This is a genomic window from Micromonospora sp. CPCC 205539 (assembly GCF_036906815.1).
Classification (GTDB): Bacteria; Actinomycetota; Actinomycetes; order Mycobacteriales; family Micromonosporaceae; genus Micromonospora.
Map to the genome: position 1 here is coordinate 25,306 of NZ_JBAKHW010000026.1, position 18,855 is coordinate 44,160.

Below are 18,855 nucleotides of genomic sequence, written 5' to 3' on the forward strand. Positions count from 1 at the left end.
GGCTCGCAAGCTCACTCCTCGCCCTCCCGGGCGCGCCGGACGGTCGGCGGTTCGACGACCTGGCGCCCCTGCCCGGAGACCGGGCAGCTGGTGCGCACCGGGCAGACCCGGCACTTCGAATTGGCCACCGCGGCGAACGTGGCGGCAGCCATCGTATCGGCGGTCCGCCGCACCAGCGCGGTCGCCCATCCGGCCGCCGGCCCCTCGCCCGCCGCTGGCTGGTTCTGCTCGCGGGCATCCTTGGCGGAGGTGCCGAGCTGCACCAGCGCGGCGCCCCCCGACTCGGCACCGAACTCGGGGAATGCTCCCGCCTCAACCGCAGCCTGGTACGCGCCGAGCTGCGGGTGCTCGGCGAGCTCGGTGCCCGTGACCGCGGTGGACTTGCCGGTCTTCAGGTCGATCACGACCAGTCGCCCGGCCTCGTCGACCTCCAACCGATCGACCCGACCGGTCAGGTCGACCGGCCGGTGCGGGTCGTCGAGCCGGACCGCGAACTCGTGCTCGATGGCGAGCAGCCGGCGCGGGTTGGTGGCGAGCCAGCGCAGCAACTTGTCGACCATCGCCTCGGCGCGTTCCCGCTCCGGGCCGGCCATCCACCGGGCGGCCAGCTCGATCGCGTCGAACCGGGCCGCCACGTAGTCCAGCAGTGCGCCCCGGTCGGCGCTGGCGTCCTCGGCGAGCATCGCGGCGGCGTGCACCAGGTTGCCCACCCCCTGCGCGGTGCTGGTCGGGGCGCTGCCACCGTGCCGTTCCAGCAGCCAGCGCAGGCTGCACCGCAACGCGCTCTCCATCGCCGACGGGGTGACCCGCACCGGCGCCCCGTCCTCGACGAGCGGCCGGTCGTCGGAGAGCCCGCGCAGGCCCCACCAGTCGTCGGGGTGCGCGCCGGGCACACCGGCGGCGGCGAGCCGGGCCAGCTCGGTCGCCGCGGCGCGCCGCCGGGCCGCCGACGCGGCCGGGTCGGTGATGGCGGTACGCAGCTCAGCGACCAGCGCAGGCAGGGTGAGCGCCCGGGGCGGCCGGGTGACCGGCAGCGCGCCCGGCCGGTCCGGCTCACCATCGCCGGTCTCCCCCGCCACCTCGCCGTCGCTCCCGTTCGTCGGCGCGGCGCTCGGCGTGCCGCCGCCAGCGGGACCGCCGGTCGACGGGCCGGGCGGAGTGGCCGGTCCGGCGCCGCTCGGCGGGGTGGGCGGCGCGGTGGGACCCAGCTCGTACAGGAATCGGCTCGGTTGCTCCTCGTGGTCGTCGCCGCCCACCGCCGCCGACGCCACGGCGCTGACCAGCAGCCGGTGTCGGGCCCGGCTGACGGCGACGTGGAAGAGGCGGCGTTCCTCGTCGAGTAGCGCCGAGGTCTGACCCACCACGGCAGCCGTGGCGCCGCCGCCGACGGAGCGACCGGCCAGCACGTCCACCAGACGTTCGGAGCCGAGCAGGCTGCCGCGCAGTCGCAGGTCGGGCCAGATGCCCTCCTGCACGCCGGCCACCGCGACCAGATCCCACTCCAAGCCCTTGGCGGCGTGTGCGGTGAGCAGCCGGACCGCCGCGCCGCGGTCGGCGGTCGGGGCGATGGTGTCCGCCGGCAGATCCTGGCCGAGCACGTGATCGAGGAAGACCTCGGTGCGGGCGCCGGGCAGCCGGTCGGTGAAGCGGGCCGCCGCGTCGAAGAGCACCAGCACCGCGTCCAGGTCGCGGTCGGCCGCCTCGGCTCGCCGCTGCCGGGCCAGATCCCCCTCGCCGGCCGCCGGTCGCCCGTGGCTGATCGCGCCGGCCCAGCGTTCGGCCAGGCCGCTGGCGTCCCAGACGGCCCAGAGCACGTCCTCGGCGGTCGCACCGGGCTGGGCGGCGGCGTCCCCGGCCGTGGCCAGCAGCCCGGCCACCGCCTGGGCCGGCTCGGCCCACCGCCGTTCGATGCCGGCCAGCTCGTCCGGGTCACGCAGCGCCTCGACGATCAGCTCACCGGACGGGCGTCGGTCCCCGCGAGCGAGCGCCAGGGCGCGCAGGCCCTGCCGGAGCCGCCGCTCGGCCAGCGGATCGGCACCGCCCAGCGGCGAGTGCAGCAGCGCGACGGCGGCCTCCTCGTCGAGGCTGGCGGGCTCGAGTGCGCAGCGCAGCAGGAGCAGCAGCGGCGCCACCGCCGGTTGCAGGTGCAGGGGCAGGTCCTCCCCGTGCACCACCGTGGGCACGCCGGCCGCGTGCAGCGCCCGTTGCAGGGTGGGCAGTTGCAACGCGGTGGACCGCACCAGCACCGCCATCCGCGACCAGGGCACGCCCTCCAACAGGTGAGCGGAGCGCAGGGCGTGGGCCAACCAGGCAGCCTCGCTGGTCGCCGAACGGAAGGTGTGCACCTCGACCACGCCGGATGGGGCATCCGGCAGCGGGTGCAGCCGGCGGTGCGCCGCCGGACCCCGCAGCCGGCGGCCCAGCCGGGCGGTCGCGGCGAGCAGGCCCGGCCCGGCCCGGTAGGACGTGGTCAGCAGGACCTGCGCGGCCGGCGCCCCGGAGGCCGTCCGGAAGCGGTGCGGAAAGGTGGTCACCCCTGCCGGGTCGGCGCCCCGGAAGGCGTACGTGGAGGAATCCGGATCGGCGAACGCAACCAGTGGCTTGCCACCGCCGGCGATCACCGAGAGCAGGTCGAGTTGGGCGGGGTCGGTGTCGGCCAGCTCGTCGACGTACACGTGGGCGAGCCGGCGGCGCTCGGCGGCCAGCAGTTCCTCGTCGTCGCGCAGCAGCCCGGTGGCCGCCCGGACCAGCTCAGCGGGGTCGTACGCGATCGAACCCCGGTTGCTGACGTCGCGCAGCGCGAGCACCGCGACGTACTCCCGTAGGAAGCGGGCGGCGGCCGGCCAGTCGGCGCGGCCCAGCTTCTCGCCCAGCCGGGCCAGGTCGATCGGGCCCACGCCGCGCTCGGCGGCGCGCATGAGCAGGTCACGCAGCTGGCCGGCGAAGGCCCGCGTGCGCAGGGCCGGGCGCAGGTCGGTGGGCCAGCCGACCGGGTCGTCCTCGGGCTCCTCGCCCACCACGTCCAGCAGCTCGCGGATGATCAGATCCTGCTCGGGGCCGGTGAGCAGTCGGGGCGAGGGCTCGCCGCGGTCGGCGGCGGCCCGGCGGAGCAGCCCGAAGGCGTACGCCGGGAAGGTGCGCACCAGCGGCTCCCGCAGCACGCGGTGGCCGTCCTGCGCGATGCGGGCCTCGATCCGCTGGCGCAGCGCGGTGGCCCCTCGGCGGCCGAAGGTCAGCACCAGGACGCGCTCGGGGTCGACCCCCTCGGACACCCGGGCGGCGACCGCCTCGACGAGGGTGCTGGTCTTGCCGGTGCCCGGACCGCCGAGCACCAACATCGGCCCGTCGGTGTGCCCGACCACCTCGGTCTGCACCGGATCGACCCGCCGGACCACCGCGGAGGCCTCCGGTGCGTCAGCGCCCGCAGTGTTGTCGGCGCTGAGGGTGCCCAGCGGGCTCCCGTCCCCCCGCGCCGGCCCCCCGGACCGCCGCACCAACCGGTACGCCTGCATCAGCCAATCCCATCACGCCCATACGACATCAACCTGGCACCCCACCCCCGTCCCCACTCCACCCCACTCAGACCCGTCGATCATGGAGTTGGCGGCGCGACACGCCGACGGCCGCGCCGCCAACTCCATGATCGACGGGGTAGGGGACCCGAGAGGGGATCCCTGAGGGTCAGGTCAGGTGGGACTCCAGGGCGTCCAGGGCGGTGGGGACGTCTGCCGCCACCGTCAGCAGGTCTCGACCGGCGGGTTTGAGGAAGTGCTGGTCGGCGAGGGTGTCGAGCCAGTCGAGCAGCGGTCGGTAGAAGCCGTCGGTGTCGATCAGCACCATCGGCTTCGTGTGCAGGGCCAGGGTGGCGGTGGTCCAGACCTCGAACAGCTCGTCCAGGGTGCCCAGCCCACCGGCCAGGGTGAGGAACGCGTCCGACTTGTCGATCATCAGCGTCTTGCGGCTGGCCATCGAGTCGGTCACCAGCAGCTCGTCCGAGCGCAGGTCGGCGACCTCGAGGTCGACCAGGGCCTGCGGAATCACGCCGAGAGTGCGCCCGCCGGCGGCCCGGGCGCCGTCCGCCAGCGCGCCCATCATGCCGACGCAGCCGCCGCCGCTGACCAGCGTGTGCCCGCGCCGGGCCAACTCCGCGCCGGTCTCGGCGGCCAGGTCCAGCCAGCGCTGATCGAGGGTACGGGAGGAGGCGCAGAAGACACAGATCGCCGCCATCAGCCCTCCCGTGTGTGCTCGGCGGCCTCCGCCGCAGCGGCCTGCTGGTCGGCACCGGTGCGGGCGACCGCCTCGTCACGGACCGCTTCCTGCTCGGCGGAGAGCGCCGCCTCGGCCTCGACGATGTGCCGGACCGCCGCGTTGACGTCGTCGGTGAGGCAGATCAGGTCCAGGTCGACCGGCCCGATCTTGCCGTCGGCGGCCATCGTGTTCCGCAGCCAGTCGAGCAGCCCCTGCCAGTAGGCGACGCCCATCAGCACCACGGGGAACCGGGTGACCTTGCCGGTCTGCACCAGCGTGAGCGCCTCGAACAGCTCGTCCATGGTGCCGAAGCCACCGGGGAGCACGACGAACGCCTGCGCGTACTTGACGAACATGGTCTTGCGGGCGAAGAAGTAGCGGAAGTCGATGGCCAGGTCGACCCACTCGTTGATGCCCTGCTCGAACGGCAACTCGATGCCGAGCCCGACGGAGAGACCACCGGCCTCGCTGGCGCCCCGGTTGGCGGCCTCCATGACGCCCGGCCCGCCCCCGGTGATCACCGCGTAGCCGGCTCGGGCCAGCGCGCCGCCCACCTGCTCGGCGAGCTGGCACTCGGGGGTGTCCGGGCCGCTGCGCGCGGAGCCGAAGACGCTGACCGCCGGCGGGAGGTCGGCGAGGGTGTCGAAGCCCTCAACGAACTCGGAGAGGATGCGCAGCGCCCGCCAGGCGTCCTTGGTCTTCCAGTCGCCCCGCCCGCGCGAGTCCAGCAGCCGCTGGTCGGCGGTGCTACCCGAGGCCGCTCCCCCGCGCAGCGTGACGGCACCGCGATGCCGCTCCCGTCCCGGAACGCGGCCGGTCTCCCGCCCGTTGCTCTGGCTCATGGAGCAACCGTAGTGGAGCCCCACCTGCCGAGTGCGCGGGGCGCGGACGCGGAGAAATAGTTTGGGATCTTGGGCAACTATTTGGCTCGCCCGTACGTCTTACTATTCACATACCGGGTATGCCCCGGCGCGCGCCTTCGGGGGAGGAGACAGCGTGATCAGCAACAACGAGATGATCCGGATCCGTCGCCAGATGCAGCGACGGATCCGAGACGTGGTGGCCGAGCGCCGCCGCTGTCGCGAGCTGGACCCGGCCACCTACCCCACCGCAGCCGTCCCCTCCGGTGCTGATCAAGAGGTTTGCGTCGCCGACAACGGGCCAGGCTGACGCAAACCTCTTGATCACCGAGAGTCGGCCGCCGAAGGCGGGCGGCAGGGCAGGTCAGCTCAGGCTGGGGCCAGCCAGCGGTGCAGGGTTGCGGCACCGTCGCGGATCTTGGTGATCTCGACGTGCTCGTCGGGATGGTGGGCGAGGTTGGGGTCGCCCGGGCCGAAGTTGAGCGCGGGAATGCCCATCGCCGCGAACCTGGCCACGTCCGTCCAGCCCAGCTTGCCGATCGGCGCCGCGCCGACCGCCTCCAGGAACTCCTTCGCCGGGGCCGCCTCCAGCCCGGGCGGGGCACCGGCCGCGGTGTCGGTCACGGTCAACTCGAAGCCGGCGAAGACCTCGCGCAGGTGCGCCTCCGCCTCGGCGGGGGTGCGATCCGGCGCGAACCGGTAGTTGACCTCGATCTCACACCGGTCCGGGACCACGTTGCCGGCGACCCCGCCGTTGATCCGCACCGCGTTCATGCCCTCGCGGTAGTCGCACCCGTCGATGGTGACCCGGCGCGCGTCGTACGTCTGGAGCCGGCGGAGCACCTCACCGGCCGCGTGGATGGCGTTGACCCCGTGCCAGGAACGCGCCGAGTGGGCCCGTACGCCAGTGGTGGTGACCACCGACCGCATCGTGCCCTGGCAGCCCGCCTCGACGATGCCGTACGTCGGCTCCAGCAGCACCGCGAAGTCCGCCTCCAGCCACTCCGGGAATGCCTGGGCGACCAGGTTCAGCCCGTTGTACCGCGACTCGATCTCCTCGGCCTCGTAGAAGAAGTACGTCACGTCGTAGCGCGGGTCGGGCAGGGTCACCGCCAGGTGCAGCGCGTACGCGACGCCGGACTTCATGTCGGAGGTGCCACAGCCGTACATCAGGTCGCCGCGCATGGTCGACGGGAAGTTGTTGTTCAACGGCACCGTGTCGAGGTGCCCGGCCAGCACGACGCGCTGCGACCGACCCAGGTCGGTACGCGCCATCACGGTGTTGCCGTGACGGTGGGTGGTCAGGTGCGGCACGCCCCGTAGCACCTCTTCGACGCAGTCGGCGAGCGCCTTCTCGTTGAGGGACACGGACTCTATGTCAACCAGCACTCGCGTGAGCGCTACCGGATCGGCGAGGACCTCGGGGGTCAGCGGGTTCTCCATGGTTCGCACGGTACCTTCAGGTCTGGCGCGCGCGAGGAGTGAGTGCGCGACCCCCGCAGTGTGAGCAGAGGCCAGCCCGGCCACGCCCGAGAGGTGAAACAGTGACGTCCGCAGATTCCGCGTGGGGCATCGGTCTGGCCACGGTGACCGCAGACGATCAGGTGCTGGACACCTGGTACCCGACCGGCAAGCTGGGCCTGGGTGAGCTGCCGCTGGTTTCCGGCGAGAACAAGGCGGACGTGCTCGACCTGCCACCGGGGGCGCTCGGCGACCGGTCGCTGCCGGGCCTGCGTACCGTGCAGGTGGTCACCGTGATCGGCTCGTTGGACGACCCGATCAAGGACGCCTCGGACGCGTACCTCCGGTTGCACCTGCTGTCGCACCGCCTGGTCCGGCCCAACCAGCTCAACCTGGACGGCATCTTCGGCAAGCTGGCCAACGTGGCCTGGACCTCCGCCGGGCCGTGCCCGCCGGAGCGGGTCGACGAGCTACGGGTGATCGAGCGGGCCGCCGGCCGCCACCTCGCGGTGTACGGGGTGGACAAGTTCCCCCGGATGACCGACTACGTCGTCCCGTCCGGCGTGCGGATCGCCGACGCGGACCGGGTCCGGCTCGGCGCCCACCTGGCCTCCGGCACGACCGTGATGCACGAGGGCTTCGTGAACTTCAACGCCGGCACCGTCGGCACCTCGATGGTCGAGGGGCGGATCGTGCAGGGCGTGCTGGTCGGTGACGGCTCCGACATCGGCGGAGGCGCCTCGATCATGGGCACCCTCTCCGGCGGCGGCACCGACCGGGTGCGCATCGGCGAGCGGAGCCTGGTCGGCGCGAACGCCGGCGTCGGGATCTCGCTCGGCGACGACTGCGTGGTCGAGGCCGGCTGCTACATCACCGCCGCCTCGAAGATCACCCTGCCGGACGGCCGGGTGGTCAAGGCCCGCGAGCTGTCCGGCGTCAACGGCCTGCTGTTCTGGCGCAACTCGGTGACCGGCGCGCTGGAGGCCCGACCGCGCACCGGCCAGGGCATCGAGCTCAACGCCGCCCTGCACGCCAACGACTGACGGCCCCGCCGGGTCCGCGGCGCTCGGCCGCGGACCCGGACGGGGTACGCCTCAGCGCAACCGGTACGCCTGGATGATCCGTTCGGTCACCGTGTTGCCGGCGGCGTCCCGGGCCGTGGCCCGCAGCGACGCGTAACCGGCCCCGGCGGGATGCCGGACGGTGGCCGTCCAACCGTGCCCGCCGTGCTGGACCCGGGCGGGTTGCCAGCTGCGGCCACCGTCGTAGGAGACGTCCACGGTCAGCCCGGTCAGCCGCGACGCGGTGGCGCCGGGCTGCCGCTGCACCTGCACCGGGATGACCAGGCTCCGGCCGGCCGGAGCGGCATTGTCCCGGTCCAGTGGTGGCGTGAACCGGATGGCCGACACCGGCAGCTGCCGGTAGTCGTCGCCGGCGACGTGCCGGGACCGGAACGTCCACGCCGTGCTGATCTCGGTGCTGAGGTCGGTGAAGCTCCGCTTCGACGACACCTCCAACCGATAACCCGCGTCGCCGGGCGGCACCGTGAACTGCCCGTAACCCGACTCGGGCACCTCGCCGACCAGCACACCGTTGCGGTAGAGGGCCGTCCGGCCGGTGTCGGTGACCGACGCGCCGGCGTGCCCCTCCGCGTCGCTGTACAGCGAGAGCCCCACCTCGATCTGGTCGCCGATGCGGGTGACGCCCTCGCCGGGCCAGCGTGGCGCGGGGAAGGACGGCCCGTACGGCGCGCTGTTCCAGCTCTCCCGGGTGTGCCGGCCAGCTCGGTACGCCCGCGTTTCGGAGCTCAGCATCAGCTTCAGGTCGGTCCACCCCTCATCGGTGGGCGCCCCGACCATCAGCTCCGAGGACCAGCGGACTCCGCGGGTGTTGTAGTGCTCGACCCGCTGCCCCGGCACCGCGGTGGGCAGACCGATCGCCCAGCCGCCCACGTCCGGGTCGAGGTGGGGGTAGACCACCCGCTCCCCGACCAGGCCCGGATAGCCGCCGCGGAAGTGGTGCGTGACGGTGGCCAGGTCCCGGCTGCGGTAGGTCTTGTCGAAGCCGGTCGGCATCCGCCCCGGGAAGCCCTCGCTGAGCGCGTACAGGTAGGGGCTGGTGGCCACCTCCAGATCGGCCCACTGACTGCTCACGCTGGCGACGAACCGGTCACCGGACACCGGCCGGCCGAGCTGCCCGGTGGCCAGCCCGGTGAAGTCGAACGCGAGCAGGCCGAACCCGTAGAAGCCGTCGCCGGTGAGGAAGGTCGCCCCGATGTCCACCAGCGCCGGTGTGGCCGAGGGATCCGGCACGGCGCTGCGTACCGGACGGGCCCGCCGGGCGTCGACGGTGACCGTGGTGTCGCGTTCGACGATCAGCTCCGGTTGCGCCAGCTGCTCGACCCCCGCCTCCGCGAAGAAGACGGTGCCCAGCCCGTAGCGGCCCTTGGGCACCCGGGCCTCGACGGTGCCATCCGGGTCGTACAGGTCGTAGCTGGCGAGGTCGTCCAGCCGGATCAACGAGGTGCTGTAGTCGGTGGCGTCCGCGCCGGCGGTGTTCACGTGCCGCACCGTGACCTGGTAGCTCTCCACCTCCCGGTCGACCGCGACCGGGGTGACCGCGACGGTCGTCCCGGAGCGGGCCACGATCCGTCCGGTCCAGTAGCCGTCCGTTCCGAGCCGCGTGTCCGCGGTGACGGTCGTACCGGCGGTGCCGCCGGCCGGCACGATGACCTGGGCCGCGCCGAGGGCGAACATGCCGGCCGGCGCCGGTTGGCCGTCCGGGCCGGTCACCTCGATGGTCAGATCCAGGGTGAGCGGGCCGGGACCGTCGTTGTGCCACGCCACCTCCCGGGTGACCGGGGTGTCGTCGTCGTGCGGCCAGACCGTCCGACCGAAGGAGACGCTCACGGGGTTGCTGACCACCTGCTGGGTGATCGCCCGGGCCACGTCCACCCGGCCGGCGCCCTGCTCGTACGCGGTCTGCTCCGCGTGCGGCTTGGCGGAGGCCATCAGGGTGGCCTTGAGCTGAGCCGCCGCCCAGCCGGTGTGCTGCTGGGCGAGCAGTGCCACGGCGCCGGTGACGTGTGGCGCGGCCATCGAGGTGCCCGAGAGCGAGACGTACTCGTCCCCCACCGGCTCGCCGAGCAGAGTGCCGTCGCCCCGGGCTGCGACGATCTCCACCCCGGGTGCGGTCAGGTCCGGCTTGAGCCCGCCGTCGCCCACTCGAGGGCCCCGGCTGGAGAACTCGGCCAGCGCGTCGTCGCGGTCCACCGCGCCGACCGAGAGCGCGGCGTCGGCGGTGCTCGGCGAGCCGACCGAGCCGTCCGTGCCGGCGTTGCCAGCGGAGATCACGAAGAGCGCGCCGGTCTGTGCGGTCAGCGCGTCGACCGCCGCCTCCAGCGGGTCGACGTCCGGCGTGTCGGTCCCACCCAGGCTCATGTTGATCACGTCGGCATGCTGGTCGACAGCGGCCCACTGCATGCCGGCCAGGATCGCCGACTCGGTGCAGCCACCCTGCTCGCAGACCTTCCCGGCCAGCAGGGTGGCGTCCGGGGCGACGCCTCGGTACTTGCCGCCGGACGCGGCACCGCTGCCGGCGATGATCGAGGCGACGTGGGTGCCGTGGCCGACGATGTCACCGGCCGCGGGCTCCTCGGTAAAGTTGCGCTGCTCGGCGACCTTGCCGTTCAGGTCGGGGTGACCGGCGTCGACGCCGGTGTCCAGCACCGCCACGCGCACGCCCTGGCCGGTGAATCCGGCCTGGTACGCGGCCGGGGCGCCGATCTGCGGGACGCTGTGGTCCAGCGTGACGTGGCGGCGGCCGTCGAGCCAGATCCGGTCGGCGCCCTCCGCCGTACCGACCCGGGCGCCAGCGTTGGTGAGCGTCGCCCAGAGGGTGGCGGCGCGCTGCTTGTCCGCCGTCGCGGCCACCCCGCCGATGGCCGGCAACTGTGCGGTGACGACCAGGCCGGCAGGCGCGGCGGCGCGCTGTCGGGAACCGGCGCGGTTGGTGATCAGCACCGGCAGGTGGTCTCGGCGCGCGTCGTCGTAGCCGGCGTCGATCAACCCGGTGACGTCGAAGAGTCGCCGGTCGACCCGACCGGCCCGGATCAGCGGCAGAGCGTCCTGCGGCAGCACGGTGAGATGGCCGCGATCGCGGGTGGTGAGGAAGCGGATGTGCTTTCGCCCGGGGGCGGGACGGACCGCGGCGGACCCGGACGCGGTGACGGTGACCCGGTCGCCGGTGAGCAGCGTGACGGTGGTCGAGGCCGCGGCGCCGGTGCGGGCGGCGGGGTGCGGGGTCGGGGCGGGGCTGCTGGCAGCTGACGGGTTGGCTACCGCGACCGTGGGACTGCCCAGCACGAGAGCGACGACGGCGGCGATGGCCATTCTGCTACTTCGATGCAACGGATCCTCCTCGGTGGAGCGTCATTACCACAGGAGATGTTCTCGACCATCGATATGGTTGCATACCAGGTATGCAAAATGTGGTCCAGGAAATGACGGACCAGCCAACCCGCACCTGGTTTCAGCGGCATCATCGACCGGGTGACGTCGATGAAGGACCGCATGCTCGCCGGCGAGCCCTACCTCGCCGACGATCCCGAGATCAGCGCCGACCTGGACCGGGCCGCCCGGCTGATGGAGCGCGTGAACACCAGCGCGGCAGCCGACCCGGAGGCGCGTCTCGCGGCGCTCCGCGACCTGCTCGGCGAGCTGGGTGAGGGCACCTGGATCCGACCGCCGTTCTACTGCGACTACGGCTGGCAGATCCGCATCGGGCCACGCAGCTTCGTCAACTACAACGCGGTCTTCCTCGACGTCGCCCCGATCACCCTCGGTGCGGACGTCCAGGTGGGACCGAACGTGCAACTACTCACCCCGACCCACCCGGTGGAGCCCGGGCCACGCCGCGACAAGTGGGAGGCCGCGAAGCCGATCACCATCGGCGACAACGTCTGGCTCGGCGGCGGCGCGATCGTGCTGGCCGGGGTGACGATCGGCGTCAACACCGTCGTCGGCGCGGGCGCGGTGGTGACCCGGGATCTGCCCGCCAACGTGGTCGCGGTCGGCAACCCGGCCCGGCCGGTACGGCAGTTGGATTGATCCTGGTCTGACTCAGACCGCCGGCGGCTCGGTCAGTCGGATCACCAGATCGGCTTTCTCGGCGGTGCCCGCGACCAGGGCGGCGTTGGACTCGTCGCTGCCCAGCGCCCACGCCCGCGCCTGCTCGGGCGACCGCCCGTACGCCTCGTGCCGGGCGGTCAGCCGGCGCTGCCGCAGCTCCGCCGGCAGGTCGAGGAACCAGGACTCGTGCAGCAACTGCCCGACCTCCTGCCAGGGGAAGTCGGGCAGCAGCAGATAGTTGCCCTCGGTCACCACGAGGCGGACATCCGGTGCCACCTCGATCGCCCCGGCCACCGGCTCCTCCAGCTCCCGGCGGAACTCCGGCGCGTAGACCGAGGTCGGCTCCAGCCGGCGCAACCGGCGCAGCAGCGACACGTACCCGTTGGCGTCGAAGGTGTCCACCGCACCCTTGCGGTCGGCCCGGCCCAGCCGGACCAGCTGCGACTGCGCCAGGTGGAAGCCGTCCATCGGCACCAGCCGGGCCGTCGGCCCGACCTCGGCCACGATCCGCTCAGCCAGCGTGGACTTGCCAGCACCCGGGGCGCCAGCGATGCCGAGCAACTGTCGCGGGCCGGCCTCGGCCAGCGTGCGCGCTCTGGCCACCAGCTCGTCGACGGACAGCACCCGGGCCGCCGGCATCAGCCCAGGACCGGGTCGCTGATGGTGAACCGCGCTCGTACGGCCGCCCGGACGGTCTGCGTCTCCGGGTCCAATTCCAGCTCCGGTCGACCACCACCGCCACCGGCGAACGCCGCACGGGCGAACATCGGGTGCTCGTCCTGAGCGGCGTCGGCCAGCTCGAGCAGCGACGTGATCCGCGCGCCGAGCGCCTCGGCGTACTCCCGGCCCCGCTGCAGCGCGTCGGCGATCGCAGCGTGGCGCGCCTCGCGGTGGGCGGGGCTGTCCGGGCGCAGCTCCCACCACGGGCCGGACACCTCGACCTGATCCTGCTCGGCCAGCCGGAGCATCAGCTCACCGAGGGCCGTGAAATCGGTGACGGTGACCGTGGTGGTGACGCTGCCGAGCCAGCCCACCACCCGCTCGCCGGAACGCTTGGTCTGCGGCCGGACCCGCAGGTCGCCGGTCTCCCGCCGGGCCACCGCCGGCTCGGAGCCGTCCAGCAGCACCCGGACCGCGGCGGCCCGCTCGGCGAGCTGGGTCAGCGTCGCCTCCCGGTCCCGATCGCGGGCCGTCACGGTGACCGCGAAGCGGGCCAGCTCGGGCGGCACCTCCCGGTACGCCTCGCCGCGCACCTGCACCACCGGGCCGTCCATCGCCATGCCCCTCACCCTAGTCAGCCACAGGAAACCGCGCGCTGTAGGAGACGGTGTCCGGGCCGACCCCGCACCCGGTCAGGTGCCCACCAGCGTCGCCGAGCGCGTGCAGCCAGGCCACCTCGGCCGTGCGGTCGCCCCCCGCGGGGAACTCCCGGTCCCGCACCGTGAACCGCTGATTCAGCAGCGTCGACCGGGCCGCGCGGGCCTCCGCGTACCGTGCGGCGAGCGCCGCCGCGTCGCCAGCCCGCAAGGCGACGGCCAGTTCGTCCAGAAAGTCGCGGACCTCGGTCAGCTCGTGCAGCACCCGGGCCTGGTTGCCGAGCAGCATGTTCGCGATCTGCGTGCCCGGGGTGGAGGCGACCCGGCTGCCGTCGGAGAAGCTGCCGGCGGCCAGCGCCAGCACCGCGTCGCGCAGCGGAGCCCGCTGCGCCGCCCCCGCCAGCGCGCCGGCCAGCAGGTGCGGCACGTGCGAGGCGAGCGCGACCACCGAGTCGTGGCCCGTCGCCGACATCGGCACCACCCGGGCTCCGAACAACTCCACCAGCAGCCCGGTCAGCCAGCGGAAGCCGTCCGTCGCGGAGCCCGGCGCCGGGCAGAGCACCCAGGCGGCATTGGCCAGCAGCGTCGCGGAGGCGGCCGGCAGGCCGGCGGACTCCGCGCCCGCCATCGGGTGCCCGGGTACGAAACGATCGGTGAGCCCGAGCCGCTCGGCAGCCTCGGCCACCTGCGACTTGGTGCTGCCGACGTCGGTGAGCACGCAGCCCGGTGCCGTCTCGGCGGCCACCTGGGCCAGCGTCCGAGGCAGGCTCGGCAGCGGGCCGCAGAGGAAGACCACGTCCCGCCCCGACACGGCCTGCTCGATCGTGTCCGGAGCGACCACGCCACGGACCCGGGCCTGCTCGCGGGTCACCGGGTCGGGATCCCAACCGGCCACGTCCAGACCGGCGTCGGCCAGGCGCAGCAGCACCGAGCCCCCGATCAGGCCGGTGCCGACGACGGCCGCCCGCACGCCGGCGTACCGCCCGGTCGTGGCCAGGTCGGACCCGGCACCGGGGCGGGTGGTGTCCGCCGCTCCGCCGACGGGTACGCCGGACGCGCTGTCGGTCATCGTGGCGCGGCCGGGTCAGGCCCGCAGTCGGCCGGCGACCGCGGCGACGTGCTCGTCGGACTCGGTCAGCGCCACCCGGACATGCTGCCCGCCGGCCGGGCCGTAGAAGACCCCCGCAGCGACCAGGATGCCGCGCCGGGCCAACCAGTCGACGGTCTGCCAGCAGGCCTCGCCTCGGGTGAGCCAGAGATAGAGGCCGGCCTCCGAGTGCTCCACCGTGAAGCCGGCGCCGGTGAACGCGGCGGTCAGCACCTCGCGCCGTGCGCGGTAGCGCTCCCGCTGCTCGTCGGCGTGCCGCTCGTCCTGCAGCGCCGCCACCATCGCCGCCTGCACCGGGGCGGGCACGATCATCCCGGCGTGCTTGCGGACCCGCAGCAGCTCGGCGACCAGCGCCGGATCACCAGCCACGAAACCCGCCCGGTAGCCGGCGAGGTTGGACCGCTTGGAGAGCGAGTGCAGCGCGAGCACCCCGTCGTAACTGCCGCCGCAGACCTCCGGGGACAGCACCGAGACCGGCTCGGCGGACCAGCCGAGCGACAAATAGCACTCGTCGCTGGCGACCACCGCGCCGCGCTCCCGGGCCCAGTCGACGACCTTGCGCAGGTGCGCGGCGGGCAGCACCCGGCCGGTCGGGTTGCCGGGCGAGTTGACCCAGACCAGCCGGACCTTGGAGGTCGGCCCGACCGCGGTGAGCGAGTCGGCACGGACCACCGTGGCGCCAGCCAGTCGAGCGCCGTCCTCGTAGGTGGGGTACGCGATCGGCGGCACCACCACCACGTCATCCGGGCCGATGCCGAGCAGCGTGGGCAGCCAGGCGACCATCTCCTTGGAGCCGATGGTCGGCAGCACACCGAGACCGTCGACCCCGGCACCGCAGGCCCGGGCGACCCAGGCCGCGATCGCATCCCGGAGCGCCGGAGCGCCAGCGGTCAGCGGGTAGCCCGGTGCGTCGGACGCGTCGGCCAGCGCTCGCCGGATCACCTCGGGCACCGGGTCGACCGGAGTGCCCACGGAGAGGTTGATCAGGCCCTCTGGATGCGCTGCGGCCAGGGTGGCCGCAGCGTCCAGGGTGTCCCAAACGAACTCGGGCAGCCGTGCCGAGACCGGCGCGGGCCGGTTCAGTGGCCCTCGCCGCGCGGCGGCTGGGCGGCCACGAAGGTGGCGTCCTTCTCCACCTTGCCGATCTTCGAAGCGCCGCCGGGCGAGCCGAGATCCTCGAAGAACTCGTAGTTCGCGCCGGTGTAGTCCTTCCACTGCTCGGGGACGTCGTCCTCGTAGAAGATCGCCTCCACTGGGCAGACGGGCTCACAGGCACCACAGTCGACGCACTCGTCGGGGTGGATGTAGAGCATCCGGTTGCCCTCGTAAATGCAGTCGACCGGGCATTCCTCGATGCATGCCTTGTCGAGCACATCCACGCACGGCTCGGCGATGATGTAGGTCACCGGTCTTCTCCTCCGCAAGACACGCCGCGATCTCCCGCGACGGTAAGAGCCTAGTATCTCGCCGGGGAGGGGGTCGATCGTGCTCCGACAGCAGGATGTGGGACACCGGATCGTGGTCCGGCGGATTGTGGGGATTCGCGAAGGCCGCCCGCTCTTCTCCGACGCGCTCGGAGAGCTGGTCGAACTAAGCGAGACCCATCTCACGCTGGCCACGGCCCAGGGCCGCCTGCGGGTGCCGGTGGCACAGGTGCACCGGGCCAAACGGGTGCCGCCGACCCGCCGACCGACGGCCGCGGCGGTGCTGGCGCTCGAACGGGCCGCCGACGAGGCCTGGCCAGCGCCGACGCGCGGCCGGCTCGGCGATTGGCTGCTGCGAGCCGCCGAGGGCTGGACCGGTCGGGCCAATTCGGCGCTGCCGGTGGGCGACCCGGACCGACCGCTGCCGGCGGCGGTGGACGCGGTCGAGCGCTGGTACGCGGAACAGGGCCAGCCCGCGATGATCAACACGCCGCTGCCGCTCGCCGCCCCGGTCGGCGCCGAACTGGACGCCCGCGGCTGGGACAGCCGCCCGCCGACGCTGGTACAGACCACGCCACTGCCGCTGCGCGCATGGACGGACACCGGCGCATCCGGTGCACCAACGGGCGACCGGTCCGGGACGTCGGTCGAGCGACCCACCACCGCGCTCGAGCGGTCCTGGACGTCGGTCGAGCGACCCGGCCCGGCGATCGAGCCGCCCGCAACGGCCATTGACCCGCCCGGCCCGGCGATCGAGCGGCCCGCAACGGCCATTGACCGGCCCGGCCCCGCGCTCGAGCGCGCGGGCGCGACGGACGAGTTGGTCGGGCTGATGATCGAGCTGGTCGGCACGCCGAGCGAGGAGTGGCTGGCTATCGCCGGCGGACGCAAGGGCGGCCTACCGGATGCCGCCCGACACGTGCTCACGGCCGTGGACCAGGTGCGCTTCGCCCACGGGTACGCCGACGGCACGCTCGTGGCGATCGGCCGGGGCACGGTGACCGGGCAGGGCCGCTGGCTCGGGCTCAGCCTGATCGAGGTGCTGCCGGCGGCTCGCCGCAAGGGGGCGGCGCGGGCGGTGATCGCGGCGCTTGCCGACTGGGGCCGCGCGACCGGCGCGACGCACGCGTTCCTCCAGGTCGAGCAGCGCAACTCCGCCGCGGTCGCGCTCTACCAGCGGCTCGGCTTCACCACGCACCACACCTACCTGACCCGGGTCGCCCCACACTGACTCCGGCCGCCGCGAGACGCCTCAAGCCCGTTGATCGACTCGATTTCCCCGATCTCGCGGCATCCGATCGACCCGAACACCCCCAGATCAGCGAAACCGAGTCGATCAAGCGCGGCAAGCGCCGACGCGCGGGGGCGGCCGACGCGCGGGCGGTCAGCGGCGGACGACTCGGCGGGGCTTGGAGGCCTTGACTTCGGCGTACCGCTTGAGCTGCTGGGAGCGGTGGTCGAGACCCAACGCGGTGAGCACCAGGTACCCGATCAGGACGCCGATGCCGGCAGCGAGCAGGTAGAGCCAGATCTGGGCGAAGAAGGTGCCCGCACCGCCGGAGAACGGACTGTTGCCGACGAGCAGCGGCCCGACCAGCACGGTCAGCACCACCGCCACGAGCACCACGGCGGCGACGTCAGCCGCCCAGGCGGCCAGCGGCCGACTGCGACCCCAACGGACCGCCACCGAGGCCAGGATCAGCCCGATCACCACGAACATCACGAGCGACACTCGATCAGCGGCGGCGTCGTCGCCGTCGAAGCCGAATCGGGTGGTCAGCCGAGCGACCACGTTGACCGCGAACAGCACTCCCGCGATCACCCCGATGTCGCGCCACCGCTTGTCCATCGCACGACCTCCTGCCGTACGCCCCGCCTCGGGGCGCCCCTGGCAGAAATATCTACCACCCATACCTGGGTGGCGTCATCAGCCGCCCGGTACCGGTGGCGGGGCGAGCATCTGCCGGAAGCCCATCACCGCGAAGGTCATCGCCCCGGCCACGATAATCGCCAGGCCCACCCAGTTGTCGCCGGCGAGCAGCAGGTCGCCCTCGGAGGTCCGGACAGCGGCCACCGCCATCAGCGCGAACCACGGCACCGCGGGCAGCGCCACCGCCCATCGGCGGCCGACCGTCTCGTGCGCGAACCAGCTCAGCGCGATGTTGGCCCCGATGGCGAGCAGCGCCGACACGCCGATCAGCTGCCCGCCCACGCGGACCGTGGCGAGCAGCAGCTCCAGCACCCCGGTGAGCACCCCGGCGACCACCACGACGACGGCGCCGGCCAGCCGCACGCCGAGGTCCAGCATTCGCGGTGGCGGCCCCGCCGGAGGCGGGGATTCCTGATTTTCCACGACCGACATCGGCGCGGCGGGCAGAGTCACCGGGAACCGGCCGCCGCGACCGGCAACCGGTCCGGGCCGGTCAACCCGGGTAGACCGGCGAAGAGGTCGTCCTCCCAGCCGTACGGACCGGAGCCTGGGCCCTTCTCACCGACCGCGAGGGTGAAGAACTCCACGCCCATGAACTCACCGCCGAAGTTGCCGGCGATCGAGTAGAGCCACGAGGTGGCCGGGATCTGGGTGCCGTGTGCCCGCATGGCGGCCTCCTTGGCCGCGTGCTGGTCGGTGCCGTCGATCCGGGCGGCGATCTGGTCGTCCGGGGTGCCGAAGGGCAGATCGGCGAGATCGTCGATGCCGGCGAACGGATTGTCCGACGATTCGGCGAAGTGCGTCATGCCGGCCTCCAGCACGCTGACCGGCATGGCCGTGAAGTAGACCTTGGCCGGAGCGCAGCCCTCCGCAGCGGCCAACTCGACGGCACGCATCGCCACCCGGTGCGCCTGGATGTGGTCGGGGTGGCCGTAGAAGCCGTTCGGGTCGTAGGTGATCAGCACCTGCGGGCGTACCTCACGGAGGATCTCCACCAGGTGCCCGGCGGCCTCGTCGAGGTCGGCCTGCCAGAACGCGCGGGGGTGCTTGTTGGTGTCGAGCCCCATCATCCCCGAGTCGCGGTAGCGGCCGGCGCCACCGAGGAAGCGGTGGTCGCTGACGCCGAGCTCGGCGCAGGCGGCGGCCAGCTCGGCGACCCGGTACCCGCCGAGCTGGTCGGCCCCGGCGGCGGCAAGCTGGGCCAGCGCCGGAATGTGGATCTCACCCTCCTCGCCGAGGGTGCAGGTCACCAGCGTGACGTGCGCGCCGTTGGCGGCGTAGTGGGCCATTGTCGAGCCAGTGCCGATCGACTCGTCGTCGGGATGCGCGTGGACCAGCAACAGGCGGCGGTCGGGCAGCGTCGTCACGACGGTCACTCT

General features: G+C 73.3%; 17 protein-coding genes. 4 read left to right on the forward strand and 13 right to left on the reverse strand.

The genetic code is table 11. From position 1 onward, the window contains the following. Nucleotides 1–11: 11 nt before the first annotated feature. From V6V47_RS21900 to V6V47_RS21910, 3 genes are all read right to left on the reverse strand, one after another. The gene (locus V6V47_RS21900; RefSeq protein WP_334630166.1) at nucleotides 12–3,512 is read right to left on the reverse strand and encodes an ATP-dependent helicase; all 3,501 of its coding nucleotides are present in this window, start codon (nucleotides 3,510–3,512) and stop codon (nucleotides 12–14) included. A 169-nt stretch (nucleotides 3,513–3,681) separates the two neighbouring features. After that, complete coding sequence (locus V6V47_RS21905; RefSeq protein WP_334630167.1) at nucleotides 3,682–4,227, reverse strand: TIGR00730 family Rossman fold protein; 546 nt, start codon at nucleotides 4,225–4,227, stop codon at nucleotides 3,682–3,684. After that, entirely contained in the window at nucleotides 4,227–5,090 is an 864-nt protein-coding gene (locus V6V47_RS21910; protein ID WP_334630168.1) for a TIGR00730 family Rossman fold protein, read from the reverse strand. The genes V6V47_RS21905 and V6V47_RS21910 overlap by 1 nt, the downstream gene beginning before the upstream one ends. A 154-nt stretch (nucleotides 5,091–5,244) precedes the next feature. Between V6V47_RS21910 and V6V47_RS21915 the strand changes: the two genes are divergently transcribed. Beyond that, nucleotides 5,245–5,418, forward strand: a complete 174-nt coding sequence (locus V6V47_RS21915) for a hypothetical protein (RefSeq protein WP_334630169.1) — start codon at nucleotides 5,245–5,247, stop codon at nucleotides 5,416–5,418. A gap of 59 nt (nucleotides 5,419–5,477) precedes the next feature. On the opposite strand, the gene dapE is transcribed toward V6V47_RS21915, so the two are convergent. Beyond that, nucleotides 5,478–6,551 carry a succinyl-diaminopimelate desuccinylase gene (gene dapE / locus V6V47_RS21920; protein WP_334630170.1) on the reverse strand — a complete coding sequence of 358 codons (1,074 nt, stop codon included), beginning with the start codon at nucleotides 6,549–6,551 and terminating at the stop codon, nucleotides 5,478–5,480. A gap of 101 nt (nucleotides 6,552–6,652) precedes the next feature. On the opposite strand from dapE, the gene dapD reads away from it, so the two are divergent. Continuing rightward, entirely contained in the window at nucleotides 6,653–7,612 is a 960-nt protein-coding gene (dapD, locus tag V6V47_RS21925; RefSeq protein ID WP_334630171.1) for a 2,3,4,5-tetrahydropyridine-2,6-dicarboxylate N-succinyltransferase, read from the forward strand. A gap of 51 nt (nucleotides 7,613–7,663) precedes the next feature. Here dapD and V6V47_RS21930 read toward each other — a convergent pair whose 3' ends face one another. Next, nucleotides 7,664–10,960: a S8 family serine peptidase gene (locus V6V47_RS21930; RefSeq protein WP_334630172.1), complete on the reverse strand. Its 3,297-nt coding sequence runs from the start codon at nucleotides 10,958–10,960 to the stop codon at nucleotides 7,664–7,666. 159 nt (nucleotides 10,961–11,119) lie between these two features. On the opposite strand from V6V47_RS21930, the gene V6V47_RS21935 reads away from it, so the two are divergent. Next, nucleotides 11,120–11,677, forward strand: a complete 558-nt coding sequence (locus V6V47_RS21935) for a sugar O-acetyltransferase (RefSeq protein ID WP_334630173.1) — start codon at nucleotides 11,120–11,122, stop codon at nucleotides 11,675–11,677. Between the two features lie 12 nt (nucleotides 11,678–11,689). On the opposite strand, the gene V6V47_RS21940 is transcribed toward V6V47_RS21935, so the two are convergent. Genes V6V47_RS21940 through fdxA form a run of 5 tightly spaced genes read right to left on the reverse strand, consistent with a single transcriptional unit; the run spans nucleotide 11,690 to nucleotide 15,528 of the window. After that, a complete protein-coding gene (locus V6V47_RS21940) occupies nucleotides 11,690–12,337 on the reverse strand; it encodes a nucleoside/nucleotide kinase family protein (RefSeq protein WP_334630174.1) in 648 nt (215 codons plus the stop codon). Continuing rightward, nucleotides 12,337–12,978 carry an SIMPL domain-containing protein gene (locus V6V47_RS21945; protein WP_334630175.1) on the reverse strand — a complete coding sequence of 214 codons (642 nt, stop codon included), beginning with the start codon at nucleotides 12,976–12,978 and terminating at the stop codon, nucleotides 12,337–12,339. The genes V6V47_RS21940 and V6V47_RS21945 overlap by 1 nt, the downstream gene beginning before the upstream one ends. Before the next feature lie 10 nt (nucleotides 12,979–12,988). After that, nucleotides 12,989–14,083 (reverse strand): prephenate dehydrogenase, encoded by a 1,095-nt coding sequence (locus tag V6V47_RS21950; RefSeq protein WP_334630176.1) that lies wholly within the window; start codon nucleotides 14,081–14,083, stop codon nucleotides 12,989–12,991. 15 nt (nucleotides 14,084–14,098) lie between these two features. Beyond that, nucleotides 14,099–15,205, reverse strand: a complete 1,107-nt coding sequence (gene dapC / locus V6V47_RS21955) for a succinyldiaminopimelate transaminase (RefSeq protein ID WP_334630246.1) — start codon at nucleotides 15,203–15,205, stop codon at nucleotides 14,099–14,101. Next, the gene (gene fdxA, locus V6V47_RS21960; protein WP_007464872.1) at nucleotides 15,202–15,528 is read right to left on the reverse strand and encodes a ferredoxin; all 327 of its coding nucleotides are present in this window, start codon (nucleotides 15,526–15,528) and stop codon (nucleotides 15,202–15,204) included. Before fdxA ends, dapC begins: the two co-directional genes overlap by 4 nt. A gap of 97 nt (nucleotides 15,529–15,625) precedes the next feature. Here fdxA and V6V47_RS21965 point away from each other — a divergent pair, with 97 nt between their 5' ends. Then, complete coding sequence (locus V6V47_RS21965; protein ID WP_442934282.1) at nucleotides 15,626–16,777, forward strand: GNAT family N-acetyltransferase; 1,152 nt, start codon at nucleotides 15,626–15,628, stop codon at nucleotides 16,775–16,777. Between the two features lie 153 nt (nucleotides 16,778–16,930). Here V6V47_RS21965 and V6V47_RS21970 read toward each other — a convergent pair whose 3' ends face one another. From V6V47_RS21970 to mshB, 3 genes are all read right to left on the reverse strand, one after another. Then, the gene (locus V6V47_RS21970) at nucleotides 16,931–17,395 is read right to left on the reverse strand and encodes a hypothetical protein (protein WP_334630178.1); all 465 of its coding nucleotides are present in this window, start codon (nucleotides 17,393–17,395) and stop codon (nucleotides 16,931–16,933) included. Nucleotides 17,396–17,473: 78 nt separating this feature from the next. Further along, nucleotides 17,474–17,854, reverse strand: a complete 381-nt coding sequence (locus V6V47_RS21975) for a hypothetical protein (protein WP_442934283.1) — start codon at nucleotides 17,852–17,854, stop codon at nucleotides 17,474–17,476. 71 nt (nucleotides 17,855–17,925) lie between these two features. Continuing rightward, nucleotides 17,926–18,852, reverse strand: coding sequence for an N-acetyl-1-D-myo-inositol-2-amino-2-deoxy-alpha-D-glucopyranoside deacetylase (gene mshB / locus V6V47_RS21980; RefSeq protein WP_334630180.1), 927 nt, complete (start codon nucleotides 18,850–18,852; stop codon nucleotides 17,926–17,928). Nucleotides 18,853–18,855: the final 3 nt, after the last annotated feature.